The sequence below is a fragment of the Paludisphaera borealis genome, from assembly GCF_001956985.1.
GTDB classification, from domain to species: domain Bacteria; phylum Planctomycetota; class Planctomycetia; order Isosphaerales; family Isosphaeraceae; genus Paludisphaera; species Paludisphaera borealis.
In genome coordinates this window covers 6,004,359-6,018,328 of record NZ_CP019082.1, presented here as the reverse complement: position 1 = coordinate 6,018,328, position 13,970 = coordinate 6,004,359, and the positions used below count along the sequence as shown (strand labels likewise).

Genomic DNA, 13,970 nt, shown 5'->3' with positions numbered 1-13,970 from the left:
TTGGAACGGCGACCGGCCGTTCTCCCTGTAAGGCATTTGCACAACACTCTTTGCATCGACACAGAGGATTCGGGGATTGGGTTCGTTTGCTCACGTTTCCCGTGCTGGCGCTTGGTCGGAGCCGCACGGCTCTCCCGTTTCAACGACGCGCCGATTGGGTCCGTTCGCGCGTTTTTTTTTGGGTCCGCCCGCGTCCTGTCCGCCTCCTCTCGAGGGCCGATCACGATTGGGTCCGTTCGTCGCTTTTTCGATGCCCCCAGCGCCGGCGGAGGGAGGCTCCCGCCTGTGAAACGCGCACCTACCGCCAGATTGACAAAGAGACGATCACCCGCTGATTCACCATTATGAATATACGACCTGGGACGACCCGCCGAAGACGCTCTCCGAGGTTCGGCATATTGATCCTGGAGAGTGGAGGGGCGTCCGATCGCTGGCGCTTCGAGTTGCCCTGAGAATTCCGGTCTGTGGTTTGCCGTAGGGGCCCGATCGCCGAGCGTGAGCGGTCGGTGTGAAACGAACCGGGCACCCACAAGGGGCGCCCCTACCGGCCTCGGGCGACCGCAGGCCCCCATTTTCATCAGGATGGGTGCCGCCTCGGCGGCATGACCGATTGCTCTGTAAACAACCCGTGGGACGATCGGGGAGCGAAATGGAAGCCCGAAGCGCCAGCGAGTGAATTCCCCGCTGGCATGCCGAATCAGCGAACGCAAAACAATGCACTCGCTGGCGCTTCGGGCTTGTACTCGGACCCGGCCGACGCGCCACCCCATTCTCATGAGGTCGGGTGTCTCCACGGCGTCATGATGGTTAGTATCGCGGACCTACCCGCCTCGCTCTGCTCGTGGTCCGACTTGCCCCCCTGGTTTTTAAGCCATACGATGAGACGAACGACACGAGTTCTTCGCGGCTGCGCGCCGCGATTCGATTCACACAGGGCCCCCCTCGATGCCGCAGCTTCAATCTCCCGGCCTGCTCGGACGCCGAAGCGGAACGGTCCGAGCCATCGCAATCGGGCTCGTCTTGACCAGCCTCGCCGTCGATCGGGTGCAAGCCGACCCGCCGCAGCCGGCGAAAAAGGACAGCAGCGTCCGGGCCAGGCCCAAGGACGCCGTCCTGACGACGTCGATCGAACCGGCCGAGGCCAAGCCCGGCGACACGGTGCAGTTCCGTGTCCACGTCAAGCTGAATCCGACCTGGCACATCTACACCCAGGCCGAGAAGCAAGTTGGCGACGGCCCCCGCAATACGATCTTCGACCTGTTCGACGCTGGCGGGCTCGAAACGGCCGGCGACTGGTCGGCGTCGAAGAAGCCCGAGGAGAAAGCCGAGCCGGCCTTCGAGAACAAGGTGTTCCAATTCTTCGAGGACGAGGTCGTCTGGAGCATCCCGCTCCAGATACCGGCGACCGCCGAAGCCGGCAAGAAGACCGTCCGGTGCCAGGCCTACTATCAGATTTGCAACCCGAAGCAATGCAGTATTGCGGGCCGCTGGACGTTGCCCGACGCCGTCGTGACCATCGTCGGAGGCGGCAAGGCCAAGGCTGAGGTCCAGGCTCCCGCCGGCGCCGATTTCGACGCACCAAACTCGGCGGCGGGCCCCGCGAAGAAAGACAGTAATCCACGCGTCCGACCCAAGGGCGTGACATTCACCCCGACCGTCGAGCCCGTGGATGTGAAGCCCGGGCGGACGGTGAAATACAAGGTGACGGTCAAGCTCGATCCCGGTCTTCACGTCTACCAGTTCGCCAAGCCGGGGGTGCCTGGCAACGGCCCGACGCCGACCTCGTTCGACTTCTTCGACACCGGCACGCTTCGGCCTTCCAAGGAGTGGAAGTCGTCCAAGGACCCGGTCGCCAAGCCGGAGCCGGCGTTCGGCGACAATGTGATCGTCGAGTACTTCGAGAACGAAGTGACATGGTCTCTCGACCTCGAAGTGCCGTCCGACGCAAAGCCCGGCAAGCACACGCTCCGTTCCCAGGCTGGATACCAGATCTGCAACGAGAATTCGTGCTTTCCCCCGGTCTATCAGACGCTCGCCGACGTCGAGATCAACGTCGTCGCCGGCGACGGCCCGGCCGCGAACGTGACGGCCCCCCCCGCGCCGGCCGCTCCCTCGGCCCCACAACTGACAGCGACCGAGTTCAAAACGCCGGCCCCGGCCGCCAAGCCGGCCGCGCCGATCAGCGAGACCCCGGCGGGTGCCGAGGCCAAGACGCCGGCCGTCGCCGAAGCTCCAGCCATCGCCGCAACCTCAGGCCCTGTCGTTGCGTCGGCCGAAACGCCGGCCCTGGCCGCCAAGGCGGACGCGCCGATCAGTGAGATCGCGCGCACGGCTCAGCAGGGGTTGATTCCGTTTCTGATCGCGTCGGCCATCGGCGGCCTGTTCGCCCTGGCGATGCCCTGCGTCTGGCCGATGATCCCGATCACGGTCAACTTCTTCGTCAAGCAGGGCCAGAACGGCTCGGGAAAGACGACGGGGCTGGCGATCGCCTATTGCCTGGCGATCATCGGCATCTTCACGTCCGTCGGGGTCTTCTTCTCGTTCTTCTTCTCGGCCGCCTTCCTTCAGAACCTCGCCAACAACCCATGGCTGAACCTGGCAGTCGCCGGGCTCTTCCTGGCCTTCGGGATGAGCCTGCTCGGGGTGTTCGAGTTGAGCCTGCCCAGCTTCGTGCTCAACGCCTCGTCGCGCGGCGAGAGCCGGGGCGGCCTGATCGGCGTCTTCTTCATGGCGCTCACGCTGACGATCACGTCATTCACCTGCACGTTCCCGGTCGTCGGCGGGCTCCTGGTCATGGCGGCGGGGGGCAATTTCCTCTATCCGATCCTTGGCCTGGCGACCTTCGCCTCCGTCGTCGCGTTGCCGTTCTTCGTGCTGGCGCTGGCGCCCGGCATGCTTTCGAAGCTGCCTCGGAGCGGCGACTGGATGAACTCGGTCAAGGTCGTCGGCGGGCTCGTCGAGATCGGCGCGGCCTTGAAGTTCATCAACACCGCCGAACTGGCCTACGTCACGCCGGAGAACGCCTGGTTCGACGCCCAGTTCGTGCTCACCGCCTGGATCATCCTCTCGGTGGTTTGCGGAATCTATCTGCTGGGTCTGTTCCGCACCGATCATGACTACGACGAGGTGAAAGTCGGCCCCGGCCGGATCATCTTCGGCTGCATGTTCCTGGGGCTGGGACTCTACATGGCCCCCGCCCTTTTCAACAAGCCGCCGCAGGGCCTCATCTGGGACCGCCTGATCGTGGGCATCCTGCCGCCGGACTCGTCGGAGTTTTCGGCGCCGGATGTCCCGCTCCTCGCCGCCGGCGGCGAGTCCGCTCGCGAGGTCAAGGCGACGTCGACCGACCCTGTCCAGGCGGAACGGGAAGAGAAGAAACTCCACGGCGTGATCTGGGGAATGAGCCTCGATCTGGCCAAGGAGGAAGCCAAGACCCGGAAGCAGCCGATCCTGATCGACTTCACCGGCGTCAACTGCGCCAATTGCCGGTTGATGGAACGGCGGGTGCTGCCGCGACCGGACGTCGTCAAGCTGCTCAAGGAATTCGTCACGGTCCAGCTCTACACCGACTTCGTGCCGATCGCCTCGCTGACGGCCGACCAGCGCGAGGACCTGGCCCGCAAGAACCAGGATCGCCAGCTCGACCTCGCGGCCGAGCAGACGAACCCGTTCTACGTCATCATCGCCCCGGACGGCAAAATCCTCGGCTCGCTGGGCGGCTACAACGAGCCGGCCGTGTTCCAGGACTTCCTCACCAAGGCGCTGGGTAAAGCGCATGGGGAAACGAACGTCGCCCAGGCGAATAGTCGTTGAAGCCTCTGACAGCCATCAAGATTGGCTGTCGCGAGCATACCTTCTCCCCTTGCGGGAGAAGGTGGCCGAAGGCCGAATGAGGGGTGGACGTAACAGGGGTTCGCCCAACGCCTCGGCGATCGAATACCCCTCATCCGCCGCTGCGCGGCACCTTCTCCCGCAAGGGGAGAAGGGGTTCGACCGCTCCCCGCGCTCTACAGCATCGATCGATAGAGCGGTTCAAGGCCCAGTTCTTTGCGCACCCGCTCGACTTCGAGCGGATCGTTGACAGGGAATTCCGGGGTGTGTCCGGATAGAACGGCCAACACGTCGCGGGCGACTCCCGTCGCCATGTTCTTGAGCCCTTCCTCGGTCTGGGCCGCGCTATGGGGCGTGAGCATGACGTCCGGACGGCAGATCAAGGGGTGATCGAGGGGGGGCGGCTCCACGTCGAAGACATCGCCGCCGTATCCCCAGAGCAGTCCCGCGTCGAGGGCGTCGGCCACGGCTTCCTCGTCGACGACCGGCCCTCGGCTGGTGTTGATCAGGATGCAGCCCGTCTGAACCTGGGCGAGCGCCTGGCGGTTCATCATCCTCCGCGTCGTCGCGTCGAGCGGGACGTGCATCGAGATATAGTCGGCCGTGCGGAGCAGCTCGTCGAACTCGACGCGCCGGGCCGCGGCGCGAAGCTCGACGTCTTCCGGAGCGGGAACGACGTCGTGATAAATCACCTTCATGCCGAACCCCAGATGGGCGATCTCCGCCAGCTTACGTCCGATCCGCCCGAAGCCGACGATCCCGAGCGTCTTGCCGGCGATCTCGCGGCCGCGCATGCTCGTCCGCGCGTGGTAGTTGCCGGCGATCAGCTCCCGCATCATCTTGGGAAAATGCTTGGATAGACCGATCATCATCGCGAAGACGTGCTCGCAGACGCTCTCCGTATTCGCCCCCGGCGTGTACACGACCTGAACGCCGTGCTGGGTCGCGGCGGGGATGTCGATGTGGTCGAAGCCGACCCCGTGACGGCCGACGACCTTCAGCCGCTTGGCCCAATCCAGGACCGAGCCGTCGATCTTGCCGGCGGTCCGGAGGATCAGGCCGTCGACGTCCTGAATTTCCTTTTCGAGAGCCACAAGGTCGGTGGCGCTGACCGTCCGGACCTCGGCCGCCTCGTTCAAGAGGCGCATCCCGGATTGATCCATACTGGTCAACATGAGAATGGTCGGCCGATCGGCCATGGCGTGTCACCCAAAACTTGACGATTCGACGGCGTCCGACCCCGGGCGCACCGCGCGGTGGACCAGGTCCAGACTGACATCGCGGTCGAGACGATCTATTATAGGAAGGACCCCAGGCCCGCGACGCGGGTTCGGGACGTCGAAATACATTAAGACCAAACCCGGTTCCTGGCAATCCACACGGATTCGAGCCCCCATTGTGAACGACCAGTCCAAGGCGAAGTGGTTGCTCGGCCTCGTCGTCTTGACGGCTCTCGCCCTCCGGCTGGCCGTGATGTCGACCGGCTCGGGCCGGTTCGACGACCCCGACAATTACCTCCCATTGGCCCGGTCGATCGCCGCCGGCGACGGCTTGACGCTCCGAGGACGGCCGACGGCCTATCGTCCGCCGCTCTATCCGCTGATCCTGGCGCCGCTCGCCGCGCTTTCCGGCGAGCGCCTGCTCGCGGCCGTCGCCGGGCTTCACCTGCTGCTGGGAGCGGCGACCGCCGGCCTCGCATTCCGCACCGCCGAGCGCCTCGGGCTGGGGACGATGCGGGCCACGGCCGCGGGTCTGATCGTCGCCTGCGATCCGGTGCTCGCCTGGCAGGCTCGGTTCGTCATGACCGAGACGCTCGCCGCCTTCTTGCTCGTCGCCGCCCTCGCCGAGTTCGCCCGAGGAGGCCGATGGAGTCCCTGCCTGGCGGGAGGAATCCTCGGCCTGGCGGGACTCTGCCGGCCCAGCGCCTTGCCGGGCGCGGGGCTCACTGTACTGGCCGCTCTGGTCGTCCCGCCGGGAGGAGCCCGCGAACGGTTCCGCCGGGGCGCGGGGATTGCGATCGGCGTGGTCGTGGTCCTCTCACCCTGGGTCGCGCGGAACGCCTGGGTCTTCGGCGAACCGGTCTGGACGACGACGCACGGCGGTTACACCCTGGCGCTCGGCAACAACGAGGTCTATTACCGCGACGTCCTGGAGGGGCCGCCGGGGCGGGTCTGGACGGGCCGCGATCAGTGGCTCTGGTGGGATTCGGTCAACAAACGCACGGCCGGGATGAGCGAGCCCGAGGCCGATCGATTGCTTCGGAATTCGGTCGTCGAACTCGCCCGAAGCCGGCCCCGGATGTTCCTCCGCGCCTGCCTTGCGCGGCTGGCGACGTTCTGGAGCGCCGTCCCGGCTGAAGGCGTCTACGGCCGCGCGACGCGCCTGATCACCGGCGCGTGGACGATTCCGCTCTGGACGGCCCTCGTGCTGGGCGCGTTCCACCCTCGTTTCCGACGCTGGCCGGGGATCGCGGTTCCCATGGCGATCGTCGGCTTGTCGGTCGTCCACACGCTGTACTGGACCGACATGCGGATGCGAGCGCCGATCGTGCCGGCGATCGCCCTCGTGGCGGCCTCGGCCTGGTGGAAAAAGGATCAGCGGGCCATCGCGGTCTCTTGCGTCGTCTCGTCTACGACGGGCTCGGCCTGACGGATGAAGACGACCCAACGCGACATCGAGAAGCTGATGGCCGTCGCCGCGATGATGCCGACCACGGCCGCCGCCAGACGGTGATCCGAGAAGAAGGCGAACCGGCCCGGCAGGTAGAGCCGCAACGAGAGGCTTACCGCGATCCCGAGCGCATTGCCCAGCGCGTAGGTCAAATACTGTCGGGGAATCGAGCCCGCGCGGGAGTCGCTGAACGTCAACCGGCGGTTGAGCGCGAAATTCCAGGTGAGCGCGACGAGGATGGAGAGCGAGCCCGCCACGGCCAGCGGCCACGCGAATCCCGATCCCGCGCCTTCAGGCGATTCAAAGCCGATCCGCTTGAACAGCCATTGCAAGAAGGCGTAAAGCGAGAGGTCGACGAACATCCCGGACGCGCCCACGAGGCAGAACTGGACCAGTCGTGAGAACGTGCCGAACCGATGGTCGAGGACGCGCTTGATCTGCTTCACGTCGTCGAAGCGGACCGGAACGAGCTTTCTCTGATCGTCGCGTCCCGTGTTGACCGGAACGTCGAGGAGTCGGCCGGAGCACCAGGTCAGGACGTCGAGGAGGATGCGCGAGCCCGAGATCGTCGGGGATTCGGTGATCAGCGTGCGGACGGCCGAGCGGCGGATCGCGGCCAGGCCGGAGAGCCCGTCCGACGTTCCCAGCGCCAGCCGGCCGAGGACCGCCAGCGCCTTGAGCCGCATGCCGCGCAGGGTCAACCCGTTCCGCCCGGGCCGCGGCACGCCGACGACGACGTCGGCCGTGCTCGTTCGGAGCGATTCCAGGACCTGCAAAAGCGCCTCGGGGGCGTACTCGCGGGTGGGGTCGAGAACCAGGAGGATGTCGCCCGTCGCGGCGGCCAGTCCTCTCCGGAGCAAGCTGACGTGGTTGGCGTCTTCCTCGACGATGCGGATCAACGGGTGAAGACCGACGAATGCGTCCGCATCGGCGATCCGTTCCGAGAGCACGACTTCCACCGAGTCCGCCCCGCCCTGCTCCTGGAGAATCCGCTGGTAGCTCGCCAGGTCGTCGCCGCGGATCGTTTTCTCCGCGGTCCAGGGAATGATCAGGCTGATACGGCTCATGCGGTCGGTAGACTCCAGACAGGCCTTCCGTGTCGGTGAAGCTCGGCGTTCAGATCGGCGTCGCGCGCTCGATCCAGCCGCCTCCCAGGACCAGGTCGTCCTGATAGACGGCGACAACCTGGCCGGGCGTCACGGCGGTTTGCGGCGAATCGAAGACCACGCGCGCCTCGCCGTTCGCAAGCGGGATCACCGTGGACGGGACGGCGGTGTGCTGGGCGCGGATCTGCGCCAGGCACCGGGTCGGGCCGTCCGGAACGGGCCCCTGCCAGTTGAACCGAGAGGCTTCCAGCCCGGACTTGGCCAGCGCTTCGCGCTTGCCGACGGTGACGGTCCGGGTCGTCGGCTCGATCTGGACGACGTAGCGAGGCGCGCCGACGGCGATCCCCAGCCCGCGCCGCTGACCGATCGTGAAGCCTTCGATCCCCGCGTGCGTTCCCAGCACCTGGCCCGCCTCGTCGACCATCGTCCCCGAGGTGTCGCGGTCCGGGCGACGCTCCTGGACGAAGTGGAGGTAGTCGTCGTCGGGAACGAAGCAGATTTCCTGGCTCTCCGGCTTGTCGTGGACCGGAAGATTCTGTTCGCGGGCGATCGCCCGCACGTCGGCCTTGGCGAGTTCGCCGATCGGGAACAGCACCCGGGCGAGCAGCTCGGGAGCGAGGCCGAAGAGGACGTACGACTGGTCCTTGGCACGATCGAGCCCCCGGGCGACCCGATTCGATCCGTCGGCCGCCTGGGCGATCCGCGCATAGTGCCCGGTCGCGACGAAATCGGCCCCCACCTGCTTTCCGTACTCCCAGAGCCGGCCGAACTTCAGCCAGATGTTGCACATCACGCAGGGGTTGGGCGTCCGACCGCCGAGATACTCGTCGGCGAAATAGTCCTTGATCCGCCCGAACTCGCGCTCGAAATCCAGCACGAAGAACGGGACGTCCAGGCGGTCGGCCACGCGCTGGGCGTCGACGGCGTCGGCGACGCTGCAACAGGTCTTGGCTCGCCGTTCCTCGCCCTCGGCGTAGGCTCCCGTGCGCATGAACAGGCCGACGACGTCGTATCCGCGCGCCTTCAGCAGGTACGCGGCCACGGAGCTGTCGACGCCTCCGCTCATCGCCAGAACGACACGCTGGGGCTTGGTCAAGGGTCAGGGTCCGTCGAGGAGAATCCGGGGCGTCCATTCGACCGCCGGGCACGACGCGGCGGTCGCGGGAGGATCGTCCCAACAAATGAGACGAACCCCTCTGAGATTATAGGCGGGCGTCAAAGCAAAGATCCGGCCGCGACCTCTCGCGAGGGACGCGGCCCTTGATCATTTGCCGGCGGCTTCGGCCTTGGCCTTCTTGGCGGCGATCTTGACGGCGCGTCGTTCCACCTTGGCGGCCTTCGCCTCGATGGCGGCGGCGCCGGTGTTGAAACGCTCCTTGAGGCGGACGGCCTTGCCCGAACGCTCGCGCAGGTAGTAGAGCTTGGCCCGACGGACCTTGCCCGACCGCTTGACGACGATGTTGGCGATCCGGGGCGAATGGATCGGGAACTTCCGCTCGACGCCTTCGCCCTGGACGATCCGGCGGACGACGAACATCTCGCGGGTGTTGGCGCCCGACCGGGCGATCACCACGCCGTTGAAGATCTGGATACGCTCTTTGTCGCCTTCGAGGATTCGGACGTGGACGTCGACCGTGTCGCCGATCTCGAACTTGGGCGTCTCCGCCTTCATGCTGCTCTTTTCGACTACCGTGAGCAACTGGTTCTGCATGACTCTGACCTTTCCAAACGGCCCATCGTGTCGCGGGCCAAGAATTCCGCGTTCCGATCTCTATCTATTTTTGGGTGGATTCGCGTCCGGGAGGGTCCCCGGTCGGCTTACCGGCGATGCTCGCGACGCCATCGGGCGATCGCCGAATGATCGCCGCTGAGGAGAACTTCCGGGACGGTCAGGCCTCGAAACTCGCGAGGCCGGGTGTAGTGCGGATACTCAAGACCGCCGTCCGGCCCGAACGATTCGTCGACCGCGCTTTCCGCGTCTCCGAGCACTCCCGGAATCAGTCGGACGACCGCGTCGACCACGACCATCGCGGCGACCTCGCCTCCTGAGAGGATGAAATCGCCCACGGAGAGCATTTCCGGTTGCAAGATCTCGATGATACGCTCGTCGAAGCCTTCGTAGCGACCACAAACAAGGACGATTCGACGCTTTCCGGCAAGCTCCCGGGCGCGGGCCTGGTCGAACCTCGGCCCTTGCGGGGAGAGGACGATCAAGTCGCCCGGCGGCTCGGCCATCGCCCGCACGGCTTCCGCGGCGGCGACGACCGGAGGGCTCATCAGGACCATTCCCGGCCCCCCCCCGAACGGTCGGTCGTCCACCTGCTTGTGCCGCCCCTCGGCCCACCGGCGGATGTCCCACCGCTCGATCTGGACGAGTTTCTTGTCGATGGCCCGGCTGACGATGCTCTGGTCGAGGAACCCGTTGAAGAGATCCGGGAACAGCGTGAGCACATCGATCCGAAGCGGCGGCGCGGGAGCGGAAGCGGAGACGGACATGACCGACCCGTTCTGATTCAGGAGGCCTGCGGCGCGACGGTTTCCGCGGCCGCGGGGGCCGGAGCCGCCGCCGGAGTTGCAACCGGCTTGGGCAGTTCCCAGTGCTCGCCCGGAGCCGGCTTCTCGATCTTGAACCGACGCAGCAGGGCCGCGACCTTGTCCGACGGCTGCGCGCCGACGCTCAGCCAGTAACGAATCCGGTCGGCGTTCAAGACCGTCTGGGTCTCGTTGTTGCGCGACATCGGATCGTAGTGGCCCAGTTCCTCGATCGACCGTCCGTCGCGAGGAGCGCGGGAGTCCATGGCGCAGATCCGGAAGAAGGGTCGGTGACGGCGTCCAAACGATTTCATTCGAATACGAACCACTCGCGTTCTCCTCTCAAAACTTCGGGGTCGATCCCCACTCGGGTCCCGCCGGCGCGGCCGGATCAGGACGTCAGCAACACGACTTCTGAGACGGGGCCCCGGGCCGTCTCGGGCGTTCGACCGGCTCGTCGCCGGTCGGGGCGGGCGTGGATTCAAATAGGCGGGGCGAGAGCCGCGAACCTCACGGAGCGGCGCTCACGAGGGCGTAGGCCGGTCGCGCTCGTCGCGTCGTTTTTTCCGTTCTTCTTTTTCTCGCTGCTTGCGGAGCTTTTCCTTCTCTTTGGGCGTCAGCCGCTTGCCGGTGCCCACTTTGGGAGAGAACAGGCGAGCCCCGGGGTTGTTGGCGGCGGCCCGACCCAGTCCGGTCAACGCCTTGAGCTTGTCGAGCATCGTCATCTGGGCCATCTGCTTAACGAAGGCGGCCATGGCGTCGAACTGCTTGACGAGGCCCGAGACGTCCGAGGGGTCGACGCCGGCGCCCGCCGCGATCCGGCGGCGACGGGAGATGTCGATCAGGTCGGGACGGCTCCGCTCGCGCTGGGTCATGCTGTCGATGATGCCCTGGATGCGCTTGATCTCGCCGTCGGCGTCCAGGCCGCTGAGGTTCTCGGACATCTGGCTCATGCCCGGGAACATGCCCATGACGTCCTGGACCGAGCCCATCTTCTTGATCTGGACGATCTGCTGGCGGAAGTCGTTGAGGTCGAACTTCCCCTTGGCCATCCGCTCTTGCTGGCGAAGCGCCTCTTCCTCGTCGACCGCGGACTGCGCCGCCTCGACCAGGCCGACGACGTCGCCCATGCCCAGCATCTGGCCGACCAGCCGCTCGGGGTCGAACGGGTCGAGCTTGTCGAGCTTCTCCCCCTTGCCCACGAACTTGACGGGGACGCCGGTGACGCGACGGACCGAAAGCGCGGCTCCGCCTCGCGCGTCGCCGTCGAGCTTGGTCATGATCACGCCGTCGAGTTCGAGCGCGGCGTTGAACGCCTCGGCCGAGGCGACGGCGTCCTGCCCCGTCATGGCGTCGCAGACGAAGAACACCTGGTGCGGCTTGACCTTCTTCTCGATCTGGACCAGTTCGGCCATCAACTCGTCGTCGACGTGTAACCGGCCGGCGGTGTCCAGGATCAGGGTGTCGCACCCGCGCCGATTGGCCTCGATCAGGGCGTCCTGACAGACCTTGACGGGGTTCGAGTTCTCCTGCGTGTAGACGGGGACGCCGAGCTGGGCTCCGATGACCTTCAACTGCTCGACGGCGGCGGGGCGCTGCAAGTCGGCGGCGACCAGCATGGGCTTGCGGTTCTGCGACGTCAGCAGCTTCGCGAGCTTGCCGCTGGTCGTCGTCTTGCCCGAGCCTTGCAGGCCGCAGAGCATCAGGACCGTCGTGCCGGTCTTCTCGAACCGGATCGTCGGGTCGGACGGCCCCATCAGGTCGACCAGCTCGTCATGGACGATCTTGACGATCTGCTGCTCGGGGCGGACGCTCTTGACGACCTGGGTGCCGACCGCCTTGTCGGTGACGCGCGTCATGAAGTCTTGGACGACGTTGTAGTTCACGTCGGCCTCGAGCAAGGCCGTGCGGACTTCGCGCAGGCCTTCCTTCATATTCGCTTCGGTCAAGACGCCGCTGACGCGAAACTGCCGAAAGGCTGATGAGAGACGCTTTTGTAGATCGTCGAACATGCTCGTCGGGCTCACAGTCGAAAAAGATCGCGAACCGACGAGTATAATGCGAAGCAACCCGCCTGGCAACGCAACTTCAAGCGATCCACTCCTTGCGGAGCGATTGGAGCCGCGAGAAGACCGGCTTCGCGGTCGAATCGCCGCGGTGCAGGCCGCCGTTGGGGTAGACGTGCGGCGACGCGTCGCTCGCTTGAAGCCATTTGACCGACCGGACGAACGGCTTGGCGATCGCCAGCGAGACCCAGCGGGCGGCCCAATCGGCCTGGAGCGCCTCGCTCGGCGGCTGCGGCCACTGCCAGGGTTCGACCTGGACGTTCGGATCGGCGGCGGCGTCGGACTCGACCGAAGACGGCGCCACGAGCTGCAGATGCAGCGGCACGTTCAGCAACGCATAAAGATCGAGCAATCGTGAGAACTCGAACAGATCCCGCATCTGGCTCCCGGGGTCGGAATACCCCGGCGCGATCTCCAGCGCGATGCATGAGACGCCCACGTCGGACCGGATGAGGTAGTCGCACAGATGAAGCGGGCCGAGCTGGAACCGGCTGCCGCTCATCCATTCCGCCCAGGGCCGGTCGACTCCCAGGCAGAGCTGGGCGCTGGAATCGGCCTGTCGGGCGACCTGGATCGCCCGCGCGGCGATCCGGATCTGATCCTCCTCGCCAAGCCCGAGGATCTCGTGGCCGGCGGGGCGGTGCACCACTTGCCAGAACGAGACCTTGCCCTTGTACCTCGTCACAGCCTGCCGCACCAGATCGGTGGCGAAACCGCTGATCGCGTCGGGATCGCCGTCCCAGAGCCAGATCCAGTCGGGCAGCGCCGCGTTTCGGAACTCGATCAGCGGCCCGACCTCGACGTTCAGACGATGGCGGCGACACCACGCGAGCTGGGCGTCGATCAGGTCCCAGCGGAATTTCCCTTCCGTGGGGGCGAGATCCCGCCACGAGACGCTGACCTGCGCCGCGTTCATCGCCGACGGCCACTGGGCGGAACCGGCGATCTTCTCGGGGTCGCCGCCGAGGACGCATCCCAGTTGGGTCGTGAGCTTGCCGGCCGAGGCCAACCGATTCTGGAGGACTTGCCCCAGGTACGACTCGGTCAAGAGATCGCCGGCCTTGCTCGAAGCCTCAAGGCTCGCCTGAGACGCTTCGAAACAGACTTCGGGCTCGTCGCCGTGCATCGCGGCGCGGACGAAGGCGCGGCGGGCGACGGACAGCACGTCGGCCAGCTCCGAGGTCGTTCGCAGGCCCATCTGGGTCCAGTCGGCCATCTGGTTGCGGACGTCGTTGAGCTTGCCCCGGGCCAGTTCAAGCGACAGCACATAAGGCGACGGCCGCTCGCTGAGCGTCGCCGTGCCGACGACGGGCGTGCCGTAGCCGGCGATGGGCCAGGGAACGAACAGACGGCCGCTCTCGCTGTTGTCACGCGAGCATGTCATCAGACCGTTGCGGATATCGACGCCGAGTCGGCCCGGCGTTCGATCGAGCCCCGCGATGTACGCCTTCCGAAAGCCCGCCGACCGCCGATCCGAATCGTTTGAAGGCAGTCGAAACTTAAGTACCCCCATGCCTTCCGTCCATCCGAGACCATCGGTCTGCGTTCCTGACACCCAGCGGGTCGAGCGACGAATTCCTCCGGCCGACCTTCGTAAAGGCCCGCGCCGGGTCGCGATCCATCCCTGCGCCTCGCACGTCCGGCCGGAGCTGGACCAGCCCCGGAGATTCGACTGTTCGTCGCTCCGGCTGGCTTTCCCTCCCTCCAAGATAGCCCAGCGTCAAAGAGTTGAACAGAGAGCGACCCAATCAGAGCCCGCCGCGCG

At 66.2% G+C, this 13,970-nt stretch carries 9 protein-coding genes and 1 pseudogene; 2 read left to right on the top strand and 8 right to left on the bottom strand.

From position 1 onward, the window contains the following. Positions 1-945: 945 nt before the first annotated feature. Complete coding sequence (locus BSF38_RS23290) at positions 946-3,813, top strand: protein-disulfide reductase DsbD family protein (protein ID WP_076349506.1); 2,868 nt, start codon at positions 946-948, stop codon at positions 3,811-3,813. 194 nt (positions 3,814-4,007) lie between these two features. Here the strand turns inward: BSF38_RS23290 and BSF38_RS23285 are convergent, their stop codons facing one another. Beyond that, complete coding sequence (locus tag BSF38_RS23285) at positions 4,008-5,006, bottom strand: hydroxyacid dehydrogenase (RefSeq protein ID WP_257787833.1); 999 nt, start codon at positions 5,004-5,006, stop codon at positions 4,008-4,010. Positions 5,007-5,229: 223 nt separating this feature from the next. Here BSF38_RS23285 and BSF38_RS23280 point away from each other — a divergent pair, with 223 nt between their 5' ends. Continuing rightward, the gene (locus BSF38_RS23280; RefSeq protein ID WP_076349504.1) at positions 5,230-6,480 is read left to right on the top strand and encodes an ArnT family glycosyltransferase; all 1,251 of its coding nucleotides are present in this window, start codon (positions 5,230-5,232) and stop codon (positions 6,478-6,480) included. On the opposite strand, the gene BSF38_RS23275 is transcribed toward BSF38_RS23280, so the two are convergent. From BSF38_RS23275 to BSF38_RS23245, 7 genes and pseudogenes are all read right to left on the bottom strand, one after another. Continuing rightward, positions 6,426-7,568: a GtrA family protein gene (locus BSF38_RS23275; RefSeq protein WP_076349503.1), complete on the bottom strand. Its 1,143-nt coding sequence runs from the start codon at positions 7,566-7,568 to the stop codon at positions 6,426-6,428. The genes BSF38_RS23280 and BSF38_RS23275 overlap by 55 nt on opposite strands. Before the next feature lie 49 nt (positions 7,569-7,617). Continuing rightward, entirely contained in the window at positions 7,618-8,703 is a 1,086-nt protein-coding gene (mnmA, locus tag BSF38_RS23270) for a tRNA 2-thiouridine(34) synthase MnmA (protein WP_083713310.1), read from the bottom strand. 273 nt (positions 8,704-8,976) lie between these two features. Continuing rightward, positions 8,977-9,318 (bottom strand): annotated as a pseudogene (gene rplS, locus BSF38_RS23265) (50S ribosomal protein L19); the annotation flags it as partial. A gap of 107 nt (positions 9,319-9,425) precedes the next feature. Next, positions 9,426-10,103 (bottom strand): tRNA (guanosine(37)-N1)-methyltransferase TrmD, encoded by a 678-nt coding sequence (gene trmD / locus BSF38_RS23260; protein WP_076349501.1) that lies wholly within the window; start codon positions 10,101-10,103, stop codon positions 9,426-9,428. Between the two features lie 17 nt (positions 10,104-10,120). Further along, entirely contained in the window at positions 10,121-10,405 is a 285-nt protein-coding gene (rpsP, locus tag BSF38_RS23255) for a 30S ribosomal protein S16 (protein ID WP_237170577.1), read from the bottom strand. Between the two features lie 258 nt (positions 10,406-10,663). Further along, positions 10,664-12,151, bottom strand: a complete 1,488-nt coding sequence (gene ffh, locus BSF38_RS23250; RefSeq protein WP_076349499.1) for a signal recognition particle protein — start codon at positions 12,149-12,151, stop codon at positions 10,664-10,666. A 76-nt stretch (positions 12,152-12,227) separates the two neighbouring features. Then, the gene (locus BSF38_RS23245; RefSeq protein WP_076349498.1) at positions 12,228-13,718 is read right to left on the bottom strand and encodes an endo-1,4-beta-xylanase; all 1,491 of its coding nucleotides are present in this window, start codon (positions 13,716-13,718) and stop codon (positions 12,228-12,230) included. Between the last annotated feature and the right edge of the window lie 252 nt (positions 13,719-13,970).